The following is an 18,694-nucleotide window of genomic DNA, read 5'->3' on the forward strand; positions in this document are numbered from 1 at the left end:
CAGAGGTGTTTGTCTCTGCGTCGTCGGCGTCATGTGGCGGCCTGTGCGCCTTTCCTGGCGCCTCCCCGCGGTCGCAGGGGTACGCCGTAGGTTTTCGCCCATCGGGCCATGGTCGTCGTGCTGACGCTACGCTCGCGGGCGAGGTCGGGCAGCGGACGTTGATGGTCGACGTATTGGGTGTAGAGCCAATCGGGATCGACGGTGTATTTGGTTGCTCGGCCAGGTTTGCGGGTTTCAATCTGGTAGTCGGCTGCCAGGCGTGCGACCGTCTGTCGGCTGACGCCAGCTTGGGCGGCGATCTCAGCGAGGCTCATCCCGCAGATCGCGTACTGCTCAAGGAAGACCTCGCGCGGGTAGGCCTCTTTGGCGCGTCGGTAGGCGGCGAGATCGGTGGCTACGGGTGGTGTGGGGTGGCAGGTGAGCAGGTAGCGGGCGGTCTCGAGGTCTGTACCGGCGGCTTCGGCGGCGTGGCCGAGAGACAAGCCGCCCTGGATGCTGTGGTGCAGCATGCTGAGGTCGATGTCGTCGGGGTCTCGGCCCGGCAGGCACAGGCCGTCTAGGAAATCGGTTGTTGGTTGGTAGTGCACTGGTTCACGCCGAACACCCTGGCCGGCAAGGAACGCCCGGGCCTCCTCATCGAGTGCGTCGGCGAGGTCTGGAGTGAGGTAATACGGGAAGTCGGCGATCTTGGTTCGCAGCGCGGGGCTGATGCTGGCACTGCTGATCGACGTACCGGAAATGCGCTCTTGCAGGTAGTACCGGGCCACTTGGGCGCGGGCCGAACCCCGTCCGGTGGTGCCGGTTTCGCGGCAGATGCGCAGCCATGTGTTGTCCGGCAGTAGATCGTCATAGCTGAGACCGCGGCGTCGCGCGTAGTCGATCGGGACCGCTGTCTCGGTGAGGTGTTCGGCGAGGGCGTGGATTGCCTTGCTGATGTCGGTCCAGTCGGGATGGTTGTTGAGGAGTTGAAGAACGCGTGAAACTGCATGGTCGTCGAGGGGGCTGCTGATACTGCGGGCGAGCGCTCCCAGTGTGGTCTTTGTGTCGACGAGCAGAACTGCGACCGAAAGCGCCGGTCGCAACTGCCGCAGATGACTTCCGGGGATGGCCAGCCGTAGGGCGATGTTCTGCCAGAGCGAGGTGGGAAGTTTCCTGATCTCGGTGATCGCGACCAGTCTTCGCCGCGGGGGAGCTGGCCGGTTGGTGACGGTTCGGTATCTGAGTTGGTCGCTGGGCTTGAGACTCGGGCCGAGCGCTGCAAGCTGCAACGCGCTGGTGGCGTCGCCGGTCCACATCAGGTTCGTTGTCCAGGTCCGGGCTCGACGCCGGCGGATCGCGGCGATCAGCCATCGCAGCGACGCTCCGGCGGCCTGCAGATCCCGTTGATCCAGACATTGCACGGCGGTGACGACGCCGGCGGCGGTCAGGCTCGCGGCCCCCGGCACTTGGATGGTGAGTTCCTTATTTGGGCTCGGTTTCCGTGAGGTCGGCAGTTGTGGGTGATCCCGCTGATACACAGTGAGCAGATCGGCGCCGAGGATCGGTTCGAGTTCTAGCGGTCCGGCATAGATCAGTGCTTTCACGGCGATTGTCCGGATGTCGGCGAGGACATCGGCCGGTTGTTGCGGTTCTGAGGCGTATATGCCGCTATCGACGGAATCCGCCGTGATGATTTCGTTGATTCGGCGTTGGGCGTGCAGGACGCGGTGATCGTCGTGGTCGAAGGTGAGGACTTCCGCGGTGGCGAGGTCGCCCCCGCACCATTCAGTCCGGGTTGTGCGATTGTTGGCCGGTGCTGTGCAGTGTCCCGGTCGTGGGATGACGTCATTGGTTAGCTGTCGTATTCGGGGGCGGACAGCGCAGGTGGGGCAGGCATCTGCGAGCAGACAGCGGTGTTTGAGGCAGGCGAAGGTCCATCCAAGTCTCCAGGCCAGCTTCCAGCGGCCATTGGATTCGGCCAGGCAATGGGGGCAGTAGCGTGAGCCGGTCCGTGGTCCCCAGGGGAAGGTGGTAGCCAATCGGGTGGGAGTCTTTATCACCGCCGCGGCTTGGCCGTCATAGTGCGACAACGTCATTGCTGATAGGTCAGCGAAGCTGAATGTGGTCGCCGCATGCAAGGCGGTCTGCTGATTCGAGCTGAGTCTGATCATCCAGCGGGGCACCGAGTGACGTGTTTGCTGATACAGGCCGGCGGCTGAAAGCAGATCTCCCCAGCTGGTTTGGGTGCGGTGCGCGAGTGCTTCCAGCCAGGAGTCGAGCGCTTCGCCGGCGATAGGGTCGACGTTGATGGGCAGACGTCGGGTGTCGGTCATGACGCGCGTTTGCTGATTCGTGTGGTGAGCTTGCCTGCTCGCAGGGAGGACTGCAGCCCTTGGCGGGCCTTCTCTGAGGCTTCATCGTTTTTCACCCGATCCAGCAGGTCTTGGGTTAGTCGTTCGGTTCCGGTGCGCACGGCTCGTTGGCACGCTCGGTTGACCAGGGTGATCAATGATCCGATGTGGCCGGTGGACCGCGCATACAGGTAGTCGGACAATTCATCGGCGAGCATCCCCGGATGGCTATCTGCGAGGACGATCCGCTTTTCCAGGCTCAACAGGAGGACACGCCATCGCTTGCGATCTGCCGGCTTTTTGACAGCGAACGAATCCATGGTGAGTTTTGTTGTGCGGCGTCCAGTTTGAGCGATGATCGGATCTTGATAGGTCGATCCCTCGGAGAAGAGTCCGCGCTTGGACAGGCCAACTCCGATGTAGATGATGGTGACTGGGAATTCATTGGCGATGTATTTGAAGTGGTTGCTGATTTCCACGCCCTGGGTGTTGCGCCAGCGCAGGAAGTGCAGGTCGTCGATCATCAGCAGGCGTGTTTGGCAGGTCAGCACGCAGTCAAGAGCCCGGTGCGCCAGTTGCGCAGCGGTTCCACGCTTGGTACCCGGGTGGCCGAAGTATGCGAGCATCGCTCGGTTGAAGTCGAGCATGCCGGTGTTACCGGTGAGCCCCACCCGGCACACGGGAATTCGCTGGTGGCCTTCGGCAGTTTCTGGTCCGCCCTCGGCGATTTCACGTCGGTGAAAGTCGCGTGCGAAGGCTAGGGCAGCGGTGGTCTTTCCCAAGCCGGGGAAGCCGTCGATGGCGACCGCACTCTTGGGCTTGTCACCGGTTTGGACATTGCTGTCGACGATGTCCCAGAGTTGTTCATGGAGGTCAGCCAGTTGCGGCGTCCGCAGCGGTCCGAGGTTGGCATGCCACACGCGCCGACGGGCGTTGTAGTCGGCCAGGGCCGATTCACTCAGCCCCTTGAGTCCTGTACGGGTCAGCCGTTCGGGTTGCGGTAGAGCTGCGGCATCGGCGAAGGCAAAAAATCCCTCCTTGCGCGAGAGCGTCAAATTGTCCAGGGTCGATTGCTGTGCGCTGTTGGCGCGGTTGGTGGTCATGCGTCCTCCCATGCGGTCGCGTAGAAGTCGTCAGGGTCATCGGAGCTGTCGTCGTCGCCACACTCGTCCTCGGGCGGCGGCTCACCGGGAGGTTGCCCGGTGTCGTGCGCCTCGTCCTCCGAGGTTTGGCCAGGCAGTGCCTGCTGCACCGACGAGAGTGCCTGCACCATCTGCTGCGTGCTATCCGTTGCAGCACAGAGCAATTCGTCTTCGCGGGATTGACGCAGGGCGAGGCGTCGTTCGGTTGGAGTTTTGCCCAGTCCGAGATTCCACCGTTCCAGCAGGAGCTCCATCGCGAGCTCGTCATTGGGATAGGTGTATTTCTCGCGTGCCAGGCCGCGGGCGAAGGCGAGGGCATCGTCGCCGAAGGGTGCCGTGAGCGCTGGTGCGTGCTCCCACATCAGGGTGTGCCACTTTCGATCGTTCGGATCGCGGAAGTAGATGCGTGAGATGTCGTCGGGGTGGCGGTGGACGGGCCATCGTCCACCGGGGTAGGGGCTGTGCTGGTCGCGGTACGGGTCGAGGGACGGCCCGTTGTACCGGCGGCCACCGATCTCGACGCCGTAATGCTGGATGGTGCGTTTCTCGGCAGCGAGGAATTCGTAGGCAAGGTCGGGGTCTTGCGGTACCTCGATGTATCCGGCACGCGCAAGACCGTGTTCGAACATGGTGGCCGGGGCCAGATCCAACCGTGGGAGGCCCGGTTCAACCAATCCGTCATGGGGTCGGCGGTGATACACCACCGCGATCCATTCGCGCATGATCGCTTCGAGTTCGTCGATGTAGAAGTGCGCATCGTCTTCGGGAGCGACTCCGCGGGAGTGGATATCCGGGCCCTTGTAGCCGGGAAGATACTGCAGCAAGCCTTCCCGGATGGTGCGGAAGAAGCGTTCGACCGGACCTTTGTCACGTCCGGTACGCAGCCGTGCCGGTTGGATGGAGATACCCATGCGTTGGCACACGCTTGTCATGTGCTCGGACACATAGATTTTGCCGTGGTCCACCAGAAGCGTTTCGGGGACGATCGCCGGCCCGACTGCTCGCGCACCTTCGCGGTCGATCGCCGCGACGTCGAGCAGCACCGAACGAGGTATGCCGTGTTCGGGCCACGTCGCCTCCTTCGGCCAGGCCGTCGGCGCAGGCACCGGCCGATAGGTCTGGTAGAGGACCGTCATCGCATCGATTGACTTGGTCGATACCGGGGTCAGGCGCAAACCGGTGACGCAGCGGGTATACCAATCCATGGCCACGGTGAGCTCGACCTGCACCCAGCGCAACGTGATCGGGTCCATGGCGAAGACATCGAGTCGAGTGGTGTCCATCAGCAGGTACTCACCGGGACGGGTGGGCCGTAATTTCCCGAGGACACCTGGATTACGCGCGGCGATGTCCCGGTTTCGCTTGGTACTCAACCGAAAAGTCGGATGCTTTGACTCCAGGGCGGTCAAGGTCCGGAACGCGGTGGTGCGGCTCGGCAGCGGTATGACATCAGGACCGAAGCGGGCGATGACACGCGCGTTGGTGTGTTTGATCACCGCCGTTCGTGATGGGCGCGAGAGATCGGTGTGTTCCACCATGATCTCCAGGGCGGTCTCCCACCACCTGACATCCACCCCGGGTGCGTGCTTGACCCGCAGGGTCTTGGCGTTAGCCAGGCCTGCCTCACCATGTTCGGAGAAGGCGGCCACCATGCGCTGAACAGTGCGCAGGTCCACGCCGAGCTCGGCTGCCTTGGTGCCATACCTGGTCGTTAGAGGCAGGTCGGGGTGGTATTCCGGTCGAGGCTCACCTGGCTCAGCCGTCTCCCCATGGCCGGAGCGATATCCGGTGAGGACCTCTCGGATATGGTCGGCGCGTTCCCGGATTCGGTTCCGTTCTTCTTTGTTGAGCATCGCCAGGACCGTTGCAGCGACGTCTCTGGGGCCCCGTGATTCGTCAGTTGGGACGGTCTCGTCGTGCGGATGATTGTGGCGATAGGCAAGCAGCTCATGAAGTGATATTCCGCGGATCTGCTCGGTACCAACGGTTTTCACTATTGCGATGTTGCCGCCGCTACCGGTGCGGATCTCGACGATCTCGACCAGTTCACTCTGGTAGCAGAGACGACTCTCGGGGCCGATGCGACGGCGCTGGTTCATCACCGTGCCCCCCTGCGCAGGACCGAGGTTGACTGCAACGGAGCGTCAAGATCGGTCACCAGTGCTCCGTGCCACAACAGGTGGCAGATCGCAGCGCGCACCAATGGACGCGACAAGTCGGAAAGTACGGCGGTCGCTTGCCCGACGGTCAGACAGTCGAGGTCCGCCTGCTTGACCGAGTCCAGGACATCCTGGTTGATTCGGCGTTCGTCGCGGTAGCCCGCCAGGAAACGCAGGTTGGCCAGTTCAACGGGGGGCGGCTCGCTCCACACCTCGTAGTCCCATCCCCGGTCTTCGACGAGTTGGCGTGCCCAGGTCAACGTGTAGGCGACGGTGGGTGCACTCACGCGCTGGCGCGGCTTGACCTCGACGACTACCGGACCGTTCGACGTGCGCAAGAGGAAGTCCGGGATGTGTCGGCGCCACCGGCCGTCGACCTCCGCTTCCAGCAGGAATGGCTGTGCCGCGATCGAGGTGACGTTTCGGTCGAAGTCGGCGTAGATCAGCCGCGCGAGCTCCAACCGCGATTCGTAGATCACATGATCGCGTTGGGTCCTGGACCAGTAGGTTCCCGAGTAGTGCTGCTGGCCGTACCACCACCCGAAGGTCCGCCACGGGGCGAGGGGTGCGGCCAAGACTGCCGCGGCGTCGTCCCAGTCGAGTGTTTCGACGGAATCTTCTGCGGTCCGGAACCGGACTTTGGCAGTGGCTGGATCGACGCGGACCGGTCGATCGGGTTCATCGACGGCCTGCCGGATGGGCGACTCGGACTCGCGCGCGTTGACAAGCGCGCTCGAATACGCTGGAATCATGGAAGTCCCTTCGTAGGGGGATTGGTTCGAATCGCGGCACATGTGCCGCTACCGAAGGCCGAGTCGCAACCTCGGCCTTTTGGTATTTCTAGGGGTTGTCAGTGCGACAACATCTGCTCAATCGTGGCTGCTCACACCTCCCCCCGTTGCTGACTTCTTTTCCGCTGGCTCCTTGTGATCGGTTGGTGCAGCGGTGATTTCAGACACTGCTTCGCGTCTGACAGCGTGTTCGTAACCGAGGTCGATGAGCTTGGCGCCGGCCGTAGATAACGACACGTTCCAATCTTGAGCACACCAGTAGAGGACCTCGGTAGCGCTCTGGGGAAGTCGAAGCTCCACGCGAACTATGTCTCGTGGTCGAAGTCTCGGACGCGTCACCGACGTTGCCTTCCGCTGTTTACGGCGTCCATAACTGGTACATCACCGTTAGGCCGCGGTTGTTATACCGGTATCAAACACCCCGGCGGACAAAATGTCTCGGGCAGATAGTTGCCCCAGCAGACGCATTCAGGCAGCGCTACGCAATCCGTAAACAGTTGCGCGGCACGGTTATTGGGTGATCGGATGCAAAACCCCTGGATGCCAGGGATGAATTCCCGGAACACTCAGTCCTGAGACACCGCAGATTACACACAAGTGACGTTCATCACACCGCTACGTTGGTGGTGCAGCAGTTGTAGCTGATGTCAGTGAGGAATGCTTCTTCGGCCGCCCGAAAGCCCTGTACGCATGCAGATTTCCGCATGGCAGGTCGACGCCCGATGAAGCAAGGGCCATCTCGACAAGCCGAGTGTGCAGATCATTCGTTTGCGCCGTGCCGCAGAGCAGCAGCAAACGCGTCCTGATCGACGCGCCGGCGGATTAACCGGTCCGGCGTCAGGCGCGCTTCAGTGGCATCAAGTACGTCGTCGTGATCATCGTAGGGGGCCAAGTTGATTCGGACTTCGAGGTCGACTGCCGCCAGGATGCGCAACAGCACAGGAAGTGACGGTTGCCGCGTGCCCGATTCGATGCGAGCGATCGTCGACTGTGGCATATCAGCCAATTCGGCGAGCTGCCGCTGCGATACACCGACCCGGCTCCGGGCTACTTTCAACAGATTTCCCGCAAGCCGCTCCGCGTACCCGACTCCCGTCGGCCCCATTCGCGCCATACCACCACGATAGCCAATCAGCTATCGCACGGCGTTCGAGAATCGCGGATGGGCTCAACGGGTCTCTGGGGCAAGGCCAGGGCCACCTCGCTTGACCTGTTCGAAAAGGCGATCCCCGCGTAGTACGCGTCCGTCCAAAAGGGCTTTGCATCTAGCCGATAGCCTCGTCAGTGATACCTTCACCCCGTGGTCGAGTAGGTCGGAGGCTCTCGATGGAGTCATTTGACGTTGTAGTGGTGGGCGCCCGTTGTGCAGGTTCCGCGCTCGCCACCTATCTGGCACGGGCCGGTATGCGGGTATGCCTGATCGACAAAGCCCAGCTCCCGAGCGAGACACCGTCCACCCATGTGATCCAACCGCGGGGCGTGACGATCCTTGCCGAACTCGGCGCGTTGGACCCGGTGCTGGCACACGGAGCATCCCAACTGGACAGCTTCAGCATGGTGATCGACGACGTCTCGCTCGACGGTGTTCTCGGCGACACGTTTCCTCATCTCGGACTGAACGTGCGCCGTACGATTCTCGACCACGCACTACTGCAGGTAGCAACGGACGCCGGCGCCGACGTGCGAACCGGATGCCGGGTGACCGGGGTCCGAACGGCGGGCTCTCGCGTGAACGGTGTCGATACCGTGGACGGACCCGTTGGAACCGGACTGCTGGTCGGGGCCGACGGCCGGGGTTCGGTAGTGGCTAAATCCGTTGGGGCTCACGAGTACCTGACTGCGCCCGGGGGACGGATACCGGTGTGGGGGTATTTTGCAACGGGGACACAGGAGCCACGCCTGCGTATCGGACGCCGAGGCAATTTCTCTTTTTTGGCCAGCCCGACGGATTCGGGCCTCTACATGGCGGCTGTCGGCGTCGATCATCGTGAGATTACTGACTTCAACCGTGACCGAGAGACTAATTTCTGCAACGCACTTCGGCATTGGCCTGAGCTCGATGCGATCGTCGGCGACGCCGACCGCGACGGACCGCTGCGCGTCATGGCCAACTGGCACAGCTATTTTCGAGAGTCAGCTGGCCCGGGATGGGCGCTCGTCGGAGATGCCGGACATTTCAAAGACTTCTCCCCGGGACAAGGAATCTCCGACGCACTCTGTCAAGCTAAGTCGCTGTCGCTGGCTATCAGCGCCTCTACCGGTTCTGCATCTGTACAAGACGCGACGCTGAAACGGTGGTGGAAGCAGCGTGACCGCAGTTCCTACGATATGTACTGGTTTGCGATGCAGATGGCACCACCTGGGCCTCCTTCAGCGCTGACAGCCGAAGTCATCCGCCGGATCGCAGCCGACCCAGATGGCGCGACGACGCTGCTGAAAGTCATGAACCGCGATCTACCGACCGCCAAACTGTTCACCCCGCCACGACTGCTCGCAGCGACATACGCGACACTGCGCAACCATCCCCATCAACGCCGGGCAACCTTCGCCGAGATCGGCACACAGATGAGCGCCGAGATCGATAAGCTCCGTGCCCGCTTCGGGTCGCACGCGACGGCGACGGCCGACTGAACGTCCCCTAGGTCGACTACTTCCGCCGCGCAACCGGATTAGAGGGGACCTGCCCTTTGCTGGCTCCTCTAACGGGAAGACGAACACCCTGACATATGCGCATATCTGTATGACACGTTCGTGAGACATATGACAAGGACATGACACCGCCGCTGAGAATATGACACGGAGCGTGAGACCCTACATGGGGGCACTCATCAGTGCGCCATATTCGTAAACCGCGACAAGTGCAGCTGATGCGCCACCGTCACCGTCTTCGTCGGACCGTTACGGTGCTTGGCCAGAATCAGGTCCGCCTCGCCGCCCCGCGGGTCGTCACGCTCGAAAGCGTCGGGCCGGTGCAAGAGGATAACCATATCCGCATCTTGTTCTAGCGAGTTGTGAACTGAGATCCCTTGCGCCACGAAATTGTGTGTGCCACTTACGGTTCCATCGAATACATCGTGCTCACCGATGCTGGTGATCTCGACGATGGTGTCCCAGAAGACGTCGCTGGTCGCCAGCGCGTGGATGTCCAGGTCTTCAAGCACCGCGGCCGCGCGGTGCAACCGGGCCCGGCTAGGCGCGTGCTTCCACATCGGCGAACCGCAGTACTTCGTGTCCATGGCAGCGGCGAACTCCCGCTGGGTCATCTGCTTATCGGCCAGCGCACGGCGGACCTGTGCCCAGACCTCCTTGGGGACGGTGTCCAGGTTCGGGTTGCGCGCCAGGCCCTGCAAGTGAACAAGAATCTCCTTGGCCCCCACGGCTTTCGCACCCTGAGCGCTGACGATGTGCAGGAACCGGACCTGGTTCTCCGCGCCGTACAGGCAGAGGTGCCAGCAGTCGCGATAACCGGCCTTGGGCACCCGCTTGATGCGACCGAACACGCCCATCCGCGAGAGCAGTGCCGCCACGTCGTCGATCAGCCGCCGGCTCGTCGACGCATAGTAGATCCGTCCCATGCCCAGCTTGGCGTCCCAGGACACCGACCCGTCGGTGGCCCACAGGTGCCGCAGAAACAGTGCGACCTGTTCGTTCGGCAGCGCGAAAACCTCTTGCGGCACGAACTTCTCGTAACTGCGCTTCCCGAACAGTCCCAACTCATCCAGCCAAGCCGCGATCGGGTTGCGCTTGCCGTGCGTCACCTGGTAGGGCGCCGGCAGCCGCAGCGTGGTCACCCGCGCGGCCGGGTATTCGTCGCGCACCGCCATCACCCCGAAGTGCATGGCTGCCGCCGTCACCGCGGTCAAATTCGCCTCATCGATCGAGGCGTAGCGGATCGGCTGGTTCTTCACGCACGATCCATCGCCGATCATGTGCGCCAGCAGGATCACTTCGCAGTCTTCCATGCGCGTGGTGTCCACCGGTTCAGGGACCCGCCGCGGCACCGCCAGCCGATCGCCGATGTTCAAGTCGCCCAGCGCAACCCAGCCGTCCAGCGTGAGGAAGGGGTGGTTGGCGGTCGCTTCGACCTCACGCCCCGAGGCCATTCGCAACTTGAACACCTCGCGATGCCCGCTGGGGAACACGTTCGTCATGGGCCGGGCTACCATCCGCAGCTTGTCGTCCAGTGACCACACCAGCGGGCGCTCCCCGGTGCGCATCAACTCGCCCAGGGTGACCTCGGAGCCGTTGTCGGCCCGCAATATTCGCGTGGACGCGGTTAGGCAGCCGGACTCACGCAGGTCTGCCAGCATCGGCTTCTTGTCGGTGCGCTGCTCGGGTCCACGGTTGAGCTGGCTCAGCGCCACGACCGGCAGTTCCAGCTCCTTAGCCAAAAGCTTGAGATGCCTTGAGAATTCCGACACCTCGATCTGCCGCGACTCCACCTTCTTACCGGAGGTCATCAGCTGCAGATAGTCCACCACCACCAGGCGCAGGTCGGCCTTCTGCTTGAGCCGGCGTGCCTTGGCGCGGATCTCCATCATGGTCAGGTTCGGCGAGTCGTCGATGTAGAGCGGCGCCTCGCTGATCTCGCTCATTCGCCGGGCCAGCCGGGTCCAGTCGTCATCGCTCATCCGCCCCGAGCGCATATCGCCGAGCTTGATCTTCGCCTCGGCTGACAGCAGTCGCATGACGATCTCGGACTTGCTCATCTCCAGCGAGAAGATGACGCTGGGCAGCCGGCTCTTGATCGAGCAGGACCGCATGAAGTCCAGTGCCAGCGTCGAGTTGTGGGTGGGCACCATGCCGCGACCGGCCAGGTAGAGCCGGGCGGGGTTGTCGACCTGCACGCAACGCACCGCGACACTGGGCACCCGGCGCACCGACACCAGCTCCAGCACGGGGGCCAGCAGCGCGGTGCCGCCGCCCTGTCGGGTCGCCGCGCCCGCCGGCGCGATGCGGTCGCGCCCACAGCGCAGCTGCGCCGTCGTGCGGACACCCGTCTCCGTCGGCCACAGGTGCTCGGCGTCGGCGACGATCACTGTGCCGTCGGAGAACTCGACTTCGTAGCACGGCCGGCCCAGCATCACCTCGGTGGCGGCCACCACCCGGGTGGGCAACCCGTCGGCGTCCAGCAACCAATCGCCGACGGAGACGTCGCCCATCGTGGTCCAGCCGGACGGGGTGGGCAGCGGGGTGTTCAGCGCCAGTGCCTTGCCCATACCCGGGCGGGCCGCGATGATCACCATCTGCCCCGGGTGCAGCCCGTTGGTCACCTCATCGAGATCGATGAAGCCCGTCGGCACACCACGCGCGATCCCGCCGTGCGAGGCGATCGCGTCGATCTCGTCCATGGTGGGCTGCAGCAGGTCTTCGAGCGGGACGAAGTCCTCGGACAGCCGCCGGTCGGCGACGTCGTAGATCTCGGCCTGGGCGCGGTCGACGATCTCGGCCACATCGGCGCCCTCCGCGCCGGCGTAGCCGTACTGCACCACCCGGGTGCCGGCCTCCACCAGCCGGCGCAGCAGCGCCTTCTCGGCGACGATCCCGGCGTAGTAGCCGGCGTTGGCCGCGGTGGGCACCGTCGAGATCAGCGTGTGCAGATACGGCGCACCGCCCACTCGGCGCAGCAGGCCGCGCCGGTCGAGTTCGGCGGCCACCGTCACCGGGTCGGCCGGCTCGCCGCGGCCATAGAGATCCAGGATCGCGTCGTAGATGTTCTGGTGCACCGGACGGTAGAAGTCGCCGGGCCGCACCCGCTCCAACACGTCGGCGATGGCGTCCTTGCTCAACAACATGCCACCGAGCACCGACTGTTCGGCGGCGACGTCCTGAGGCGGCTGGCGGCCGACATCCTCGCGCGGCGGCTCCTCGAGCTCAGAGTGCCCGCGGTCGTCGACCACTGCCATACGCCCCACCTCCCTCAGCGTCACTCGAACGTCTGTTCGCCTCGCTGCCCCAACCGTAATCGTGGGCACCGACACCCCCGGTCCCGTCGTGCCGGCTTGACGGTAGGCGTTGCTGGCGGCGCCACCAAACGGCCTTGTTCACAAAGCTGTGGATGAAGTGTGGATACCGGTGCTTCACTTGTTTGGGACAGTGGGGAAGACCTGTGGATCATTCGCTGACGGTTGGGTATCTCCGCAGGTAAGCGCACCACACCATGGTGACTTCGTTGTGGAAGACAATCTCTTCGGCGTGTCGGCTCAGGTTGCCGTCTTGGGCGTGTTGCCCGACGCAGAGGTAGCCGGTGCTCCACGGCCAGGTAAATACCACCGCGACCGCACCCGCGCCGAAAGTTAGCCAGAGTTAACCGAACTTAACCGGATCCGGGCACAGCAACGCCCCGGCGGAGCCGATCAGGGCACCACCGGGGCAACTGTGTAAGCGACTAGTTCGCCGCGGCGACGTCGACCGTGACGTCGACGCTCACCTCGGGGTGCAGGTGCACCGACACCGGGTGGCTGCCGACCGCCTTGATGTGCGCCTTGGGCAGCCGCAGGATCCGCCGGTCGAGGTTGGGCCCGCCCGCCTTCTTGATGGCGGCGACCACGTCACCGGCGGTCACCGAACCGAACAGCTTGCCGGAGTCGGCAGCGGTCTTCATCGGCAGCGGGACCGGGCCCAGCGCGTCGAGGGCCGCCTTGAGCTCCTTGGCGTGGTCCAGGTCGCGCACCTGCTTGGTCTCGCGGGCCCGACGGATGTCGTCGGCCTGCTTCTGCGCGCCGCGCGTGGCGAGAATCGCCAGCCCCCGCGGGAGCAGGTAGTTGCGGCCGTATCCGTCCTTGACTTCGACGGTGTCTCCGGCCGCTCCGAGGTGGTCCACCTCAGCGGTCAAAATCAGCTTCATCGTTTCGTACTTTCTCGGCTGGGACGGTCGGCTAGCGGGCCGACGAGGTGAAGGGCAGCAACGCGACCTCGCGGGCGTTCTTCACCGCGATCGCGATGTCGCGCTGATGCTGAACGCAGTTGCCGGTCACCCGCCGGGCGCGGATCTTGCCCCGCTCGCTGATGTAGGTGCGCAGCAGCGAGGTGTCCTTGTAGTCGATCTCCTGCTTCTTGTTCGAGCAGAACGCGCACTTGCGCGTCTTGATCGGCTTCTCGGGAGCCGGACGCCGCTTGTTGGATTTGGCCATCTATCTATCTCTTTCGTGCTGTGTGGTTCGGTTGTCTAGAAGGGCGGCTCGTCGTCGGCGCCGCCAAAGGAGCCCGACGCCGGAGCACTGCCCCACGGGTCTTCCGCGGGTGCGCCGCCGGACTGGGACGTCGGGGCCGCAGCCGCTGCAGCACCGCCGCCCGCGCCGAAGCCGCCTCCGCCGCCACCGCGACTGATCTTGTTGATCTTGGCGGTGGCATACCGCAACGAGGGGCCGACCTCGTCGACCTCGATCTCGTAGACGGTGCGCTTCTCGCCCTCGCGGGTTTCGAAGGACCGCTGCCGCAGCCGGCCGGTGACGATCACCCGCGATCCGCGGGTCAGGCTCTCGGCGACGTTCTCTGCGGCCTCACGCCAGATGTTGCACCGCAGGAACAGCGCGTCGCCGTCCTTCCACTCACCGCTCTGCCGGTCGTAGATCCGCGGGGTGGACGCCACCGTGAAGTTGGCGACCGCCGCCCCCGAGGGGGTGAACCGCAGATCCGGGTCCGCGGTCAGGTTTCCGACGACGGTGATCGTGGTGTCACCAATAGCCACGGGGCCCTCCTGGGATCGTATCGACGCTGCATGTGTGAGCTGAGCCTACGCAACGGCGGCGACAGCCTGCTACGACTTGTCGGTCCGCATCACCTTGGTGCGCAGCACCGCCTCGTTCAGGCCGAGCTGCCGGTCGAGTTCGGACACGGTCGCCGGGGTGGCCTTGACGTCGATGATCGCGTAGATGCCCTCGGCATGCTTGGCGATCTCGTAGGCCAGGCGGCGCTTGCCCCAGATGTCGACCTTGTCCACCGTGCCACCGTCTTTGCGGATGACGTTCAAGAACGTCTCCAGGGACGGGGCGACAGTGCGCTCGTCGAGAGTGGGGTCAAGGATGACCATGATTTCGTATGGACGCATGGGAACCTCATCACCTCCTATGGTCGTAGTGCGGCCGTGGATGTGACCACGGCAGGAGGGTCGCCTGCGTCGGCAACCCGGCTAGGCTACCGGAGGCTGGGCTGCGACGCGAAATCGACGGGCAGGCAGCCAGGCCGGGGGCGCATCCGCCGCCCGGTCGAACACCCCGCCGGCGGGATCATCGACGCCGCGCTCGCGCACCAGATCCACCGGAGCCTGATCGGGCCGATAGATCTGCCGAATCACCAAGGCACACAATCCCAACACCGCCAGATCGCGAAGCAGCACCGTGCTGGTGAACACCTGCTCGGGCAGGCTGCGGTCCGAGACGCTGTAGAGGTAGTACATCCGCGGCACCCACACCAGTGCGTCGACGGCCATCCAGGCCAGCAGCAACCGGCGATGCGGCAACGCCAGCACGGCCAGCGGCACCAACCACAGCGAGAACTGTGGGCTCCACACCTTGTTGGTCAGCAGGAAGGCCGCCACCACCAGGAATGCCAACTGCGCCACCCGCGGCCGCCGCGGCGCCGTCAGCGCGATGTAGCCGATCCCGGCGCAGCACAGCGCGAACGACACCGCGACCACGATGTTGAGCACGGTCGGCGGCTGCCACAGCCCCAGCTCCCCGTCGAAGCCCCGCCAGCCCGTCAACGACTTCACCACGTTGTAGATCGAGTCCATGTCATCGCCGCGGCGGGAGTTGAGCCGGAAGAACTCGGTCCAGCCGCGCGGCGCGAAAACCAGCACCGGCAGGTTCACCGCCAGCCAGCTCAGCGCCGTCGCCACCACCGTGCGCCTGACCTCACGCAACCGCCCGGTGCGCAGCCCCAGCAGCAGCAGCGGGAAGAGCAGCAACACCGGATACAGCTTGACGGCGGTGCCCAGACCCAGCAGCACCCCGGCTGTCGCGGGGCGGCGTCGCGCCCAGGCCAGCAGCCCGGCCCCGGCGAACGCGGTGGCCAGCGCGTCGAAGTTGGTGAAGATCTGGAAGATGACCAGCGGCGAGGCCGCCACCAGGGCCGCATCCCAGACCCGGCGACCGGCCAGCCCGGCGGTGGACCACACCGTCACCAGCCAGGCCAGGGCCAGTCCCAGCGCGACGATGTCGAAGAACACCACCACCTCGGCGACGCCGCTCAAGGCCGGGATCTTCACCACCTTGGTGATCGCCGTGTATGTCTTGGCCAAGGCCATCGCAGAGTACTGGTAGAGCCCGGTCAGCACCGGATACTCCATGTAGCGCTGCGCGGGCAGCCCGTCGTAGCGGGTCTGCGGCTTGCCGGTGCCGTCCTTCTCCACCCAGCTGGACTTGTAGGGGAATTTGCCCTGGTTCAGCAACTCCGCGGTGTACAGCGGTACGACATCGGAGTAGCAGAGCTGGAAATAGGCGCGTTCGTTGTCCCAGTTGGCCACCCGCCCGTCGGGGCCGCCGGAGCCGACGCTTTGCAGGCACGCCGACTTGGTGGTCCAGCCCAGCGCCAGGAACAGCACCGCGATCAAGAACATCACCCGCAGCGGCGTCATGAATCGGGCACGTCCGATGAGCGCGTGGCGGCCCACGGGCCCGCCGATGGTGTTCGACAACGCGTGCGCGACCTCGTCGGTACGGGTCGGCAGGTCGCGGTCGTCGGCGCTGCGCAGGTCCTCGGCGAGGGGCAGCGGCGACACCACCGGGCGGCCTGGGATCACCTCCGTCACGGTAGTTGCTCCGGCGCCGGGGGCGGCGGCGGAGGTGGTGGCGGAGGAGGCGGTGGCGGGAACAGCGGAGGCGGAGGCGGGAACAGCGGTGGCTGCGGCGGGAACAGCGGTGGCTCCCCGAACGGTGGTGGCGGTTCCGGTAGTTCGCCGTCCGGGGGAGGCGGCGCGAACCACTCCGGCTGCGGCGGTGGCGCGGACGGCACCCCGGCGTAGCCGCCGATGTCGGTGGGCTTGGGGAACTGCGCGATGGGATCGCCGCGCAGCGCACCGTCCATGGTGGCCTTCCAGATGTCGGCGGGAATGCCCGCGCCGTACACCGGGCCGCCCCACTTGTTGGTCAGCGGTTCGTCGCCCTGGTCGGTGCCGACCCAGACCGCCGTCGACAGCGTCGGCGTGTAGCCGACCATCCAGGCGTCCCGGTTCGCTCCGGTGTTACCCAGCTGGGTGGTGCCGGTCTTGGCCGCGGCGGGCCGGCCGCCGGCCAGCTCGTGTCCACCCGACCAGCCCGGGATCGCCTTCATGGCGTCGGTGACGTTGTCGGCGACCGCCTGGGGGATGCGTTGCTCGCCGGTGTCGCCGGCAGTGGTGCTGTCGAAGATCACCCGGCCGTCGGGGCCGACGACCCGCTGGATGAAATGCGGCCGGTGATACATCCCGGAGTTGGCCAGCGTGGCGTACGCCGAGGCCATGTCGATCACCCGGGTCTGGTACTGGCCGAGCACGATGCCGTTCTCCGGCGGCCCGCCGCGGCCGTCCTCGGACAACGTGTGCGCGACCCCGGGAAAGCTCTCGGCGACCCCGGCGGCGTGCGCGGCATCGGCGACGTCCCGCGGGCCGTTCTTGAGCTTGAGCATCAGCCGGTAGTAGGCGGTGTTCAGGGAGCGTTTGAGCGCCTCGGCGATATTGCACACCCCGCAGCTGGCGCCGCCGACATTGCTGATCTTGGTGCGGCCGACGGTCAGTGGGGCGCTGTCGACCTGGTAGCCCAGACCGATGCCCTGTTGCAGCGCGGCCACCAGGGCGAACACCTTGAACGACGACCCCGTCTGCAGGCCCGCCTGGGCGAAGTCGAAACCGCCGCCGTCGGCGCCGCCGTAGTAGGCCCGCACCGCACCGGTGCGCGGATCGATGGCGACCACCGCGGTCCGCAACGCCGGCTTCTGCCCGGCCATGACGTTTCCCACCGCCTTCTCCACGGCGCGCTGCGCCTTCATGTCGATGGTGGTGGTGATCCGCAGCCCCAACATGTTCAGCGCCTGCTCGTCGATGCGGAACATGTCGAGCAGTTCAGCGATGACCTGCCGCTGGATCAGTCCTTCGGGGCCGGTGGCCTGGTCGGCATTGCGCGCCTGGTTCGGCGGGATCGTCGCCGGAAACACCTGCATGGCGCGTTCGGCCGGACGCAAAGCGCCGGTCTCGACCATGCCGTCGAGCACCCAGTTCCACCGGCTGACCGCGCGTTTGGCGTTGAACGCCGGATCCAGCGCCGACGGTTGCTGGATCACCGCCGCCAGCAGCGCGCCCTGCGCGATGTCGAGCTCTGAGACCGGCTTGCCGAAGAACGCCCGCGCCGCCGCGGCGATGCCGTAGGCGGTGCGGCCGAAGTAGATGATGTTGAGGTAGGCCTCCAGCACCTCGTCCTTGGGCCACTCCCGTGACATCTTGGCGGCGATCACCAGCTCCTTGCCCTTGCGGACCACCCCCGCGAACCCGGTCCGCTCCGAGCCGACCAGCGCGTTCTTGACGTACTGCTGGGTGATCGTCGAGCCGCCCTGGGTGTCGCCCCCGAGCAGGTTGTTCCTGACCGCCCGGAAGGACCCCGAGAAGGAGTAGCCGGAGTTGGTGTAGAAGTCGCGGTCCTCGGCCGCCAGCACCGCGTCGCGCACGTGGACCGGGACCTGGTCGATCTTGATGTCAGTCCGATTGCCTTCCGGCGGAATGATTCTCGCCAGTTCGGTGCCGTCGGCGGCGAGGATCGTCGAGACCTGATCGGTGTGAATATCGCCCGGCTCGGGAATCTCGACGGTGCGGTAGGCCATGCCGAACGTGACCACCGGGGCGACCACCATGGTCGCGACGACGGCGTACACACCGCGCCGGACCCCACGCCAGTTCACTCGTCGACGGCGACCGTCTGCTGCACCGCCCGCCGGCACTTCGGCGCCACTGGGCTCATCGGAGTGCGGCCGCGGTCGTTCCAGCGCCGCCTTGACCTCCTCGATGGGATCCCGCAGATCCTCGCCGTCACCGTTCAGCGGGTCCGCCGGCGAGTCGTCCGTCGTCGTCAAGAAGTGTTCTTCTGCAGCGCTTCCGGCCCCCGGCGCCGGCGGCCCCGAACTCTTCACCGTCGGCGGGGACATCCCCGCGGATAGCGGCCGGCGTGCGGGCTGCCCGCCACCTTCTTAGGGGCGCAACCCATCTCAGCCGACGGGAACGTGCCCGACGGCCCGTCGTCACCCACCCGCGGCTGCGGTCGCATGCTCACCAGGTTACGTCCGCACGCCGCCGCGTCGAGTGCAAA

Annotated in this window: 13 protein-coding genes; 1 reads left to right on the forward strand and 12 read right to left on the reverse strand. The window is 65.2% G+C overall.

Going from position 1 to position 18,694, the window contains the following annotated elements:
* Positions 1–29 precede the first annotated feature (29 nt).
* The 5 genes from AWC24_RS02175 to relB form a co-directional block, all read right to left on the reverse strand.
* A complete protein-coding gene (locus AWC24_RS02175) occupies positions 30–2,312 on the reverse strand; it encodes a TniQ family protein (RefSeq protein WP_085081855.1) in 2,283 nt (760 codons plus the stop codon).
* Complete coding sequence (locus tag AWC24_RS02180; protein ID WP_085081856.1) at positions 2,309–3,433, reverse strand: TniB family NTP-binding protein; 1,125 nt, start codon at positions 3,431–3,433, stop codon at positions 2,309–2,311. The genes AWC24_RS02175 and AWC24_RS02180 overlap by 4 nt, the downstream gene beginning before the upstream one ends.
* Positions 3,430–5,571 carry a TnsB C-terminal domain-containing protein gene (locus AWC24_RS02185; RefSeq protein ID WP_085081857.1) on the reverse strand — a complete coding sequence of 714 codons (2,142 nt, stop codon included), beginning with the start codon at positions 5,569–5,571 and terminating at the stop codon, positions 3,430–3,432. The genes AWC24_RS02180 and AWC24_RS02185 overlap by 4 nt, the downstream gene beginning before the upstream one ends.
* The gene (locus tag AWC24_RS02190; RefSeq protein ID WP_234807224.1) at positions 5,571–6,425 is read right to left on the reverse strand and encodes a TnsA-like heteromeric transposase endonuclease subunit; all 855 of its coding nucleotides are present in this window, start codon (positions 6,423–6,425) and stop codon (positions 5,571–5,573) included. Before AWC24_RS02190 ends, AWC24_RS02185 begins: the two co-directional genes overlap by 1 nt.
* Before the next feature lie 757 nt (positions 6,426–7,182).
* Entirely contained in the window at positions 7,183–7,536 is a 354-nt protein-coding gene (relB, locus tag AWC24_RS02195) for a type II toxin-antitoxin system RelB family anti-toxin (RefSeq protein WP_082977507.1), read from the reverse strand.
* Between the two features lie 212 nt (positions 7,537–7,748).
* Between relB and AWC24_RS02200 the strand changes: the two genes are divergently transcribed.
* The gene (locus AWC24_RS02200; protein ID WP_085081858.1) at positions 7,749–9,053 is read left to right on the forward strand and encodes an NAD(P)/FAD-dependent oxidoreductase; all 1,305 of its coding nucleotides are present in this window, start codon (positions 7,749–7,751) and stop codon (positions 9,051–9,053) included.
* Between the two features lie 197 nt (positions 9,054–9,250).
* Here AWC24_RS02200 and AWC24_RS02205 read toward each other — a convergent pair whose 3' ends face one another.
* The 7 genes from AWC24_RS02205 to AWC24_RS02235 form a co-directional block, all read right to left on the reverse strand.
* Positions 9,251–12,328, reverse strand: coding sequence for a replicative DNA helicase (locus tag AWC24_RS02205; protein ID WP_085081859.1), 3,078 nt, complete (start codon positions 12,326–12,328; stop codon positions 9,251–9,253).
* Between the two features lie 482 nt (positions 12,329–12,810).
* Entirely contained in the window at positions 12,811–13,269 is a 459-nt protein-coding gene (rplI, locus tag AWC24_RS02210; RefSeq protein WP_085081860.1) for a 50S ribosomal protein L9, read from the reverse strand.
* Between the two features lie 31 nt (positions 13,270–13,300).
* Positions 13,301–13,555 (reverse strand): 30S ribosomal protein S18, encoded by a 255-nt coding sequence (rpsR, locus tag AWC24_RS02215; protein ID WP_085081861.1) that lies wholly within the window; start codon positions 13,553–13,555, stop codon positions 13,301–13,303.
* 35 nt (positions 13,556–13,590) lie between these two features.
* Positions 13,591–14,112, reverse strand: a complete 522-nt coding sequence (ssb, locus tag AWC24_RS02220; RefSeq protein WP_174813667.1) for a single-stranded DNA-binding protein — start codon at positions 14,110–14,112, stop codon at positions 13,591–13,593.
* A 69-nt stretch (positions 14,113–14,181) separates the two neighbouring features.
* Positions 14,182–14,472: a 30S ribosomal protein S6 gene (gene rpsF / locus AWC24_RS02225; protein ID WP_085081862.1), complete on the reverse strand. Its 291-nt coding sequence runs from the start codon at positions 14,470–14,472 to the stop codon at positions 14,182–14,184.
* Between the two features lie 81 nt (positions 14,473–14,553).
* Complete coding sequence (locus AWC24_RS02230) at positions 14,554–16,173, reverse strand: glycosyltransferase family 87 protein (protein ID WP_407663456.1); 1,620 nt, start codon at positions 16,171–16,173, stop codon at positions 14,554–14,556.
* On the reverse strand, positions 16,170–18,533 hold the full coding sequence (locus AWC24_RS02235; RefSeq protein WP_407663457.1) for a transglycosylase domain-containing protein: 2,364 nt from the start codon (positions 18,531–18,533) through the stop codon (positions 16,170–16,172). Before AWC24_RS02235 ends, AWC24_RS02230 begins: the two co-directional genes overlap by 4 nt.
* Positions 18,534–18,694: the final 161 nt, after the last annotated feature.

Origin of the sequence: Mycolicibacter senuensis, assembly GCF_002101885.1 — a bacterium.
GTDB classification, from domain to species: Bacteria; Actinomycetota; Actinomycetes; order Mycobacteriales; family Mycobacteriaceae; genus Mycobacterium; species Mycobacterium senuense.

Coding starts and splice junctions, on each gene's coding strand:
- AWC24_RS02175 (WP_085081855.1), bottom strand. CDS start 2,312: ATGACCGACACCCGACGTCTGCCCATCAACGTCGACCCTATCGCCGGC.
- AWC24_RS02180 (WP_085081856.1), bottom strand. CDS start 3,433: ATGACCACCAACCGCGCCAACAGCGCACAGCAATCGACCCTGGACAAT.
- AWC24_RS02185 (WP_085081857.1), bottom strand. CDS start 5,571: ATGAACCAGCGCCGTCGCATCGGCCCCGAGAGTCGTCTCTGCTACCAG.
- AWC24_RS02190 (WP_234807224.1), bottom strand. CDS start 6,425: ATGTGCCGCGATTCGAACCAATCCCCCTACGAAGGGACTTCCATGATT.
- relB (WP_082977507.1), bottom strand. CDS start 7,536: ATGGCGCGAATGGGGCCGACGGGAGTCGGGTACGCGGAGCGGCTTGCG.
- AWC24_RS02200 (WP_085081858.1), top strand. CDS start 7,749: ATGGAGTCATTTGACGTTGTAGTGGTGGGCGCCCGTTGTGCAGGTTCC.
- AWC24_RS02205 (WP_085081859.1), bottom strand. CDS start 12,328: ATGGCAGTGGTCGACGACCGCGGGCACTCTGAGCTCGAGGAGCCGCCG.
- rplI (WP_085081860.1), bottom strand. CDS start 13,269: ATGAAGCTGATTTTGACCGCTGAGGTGGACCACCTCGGAGCGGCCGGA.
- rpsR (WP_085081861.1), bottom strand. CDS start 13,555: ATGGCCAAATCCAACAAGCGGCGTCCGGCTCCCGAGAAGCCGATCAAG.
- rpsF (WP_085081862.1), bottom strand. CDS start 14,472: ATGCGTCCATACGAAATCATGGTCATCCTTGACCCCACTCTCGACGAG.
- AWC24_RS02235 (WP_407663457.1), bottom strand. CDS start 18,533: ATGTCCCCGCCGACGGTGAAGAGTTCGGGGCCGCCGGCGCCGGGGGCC.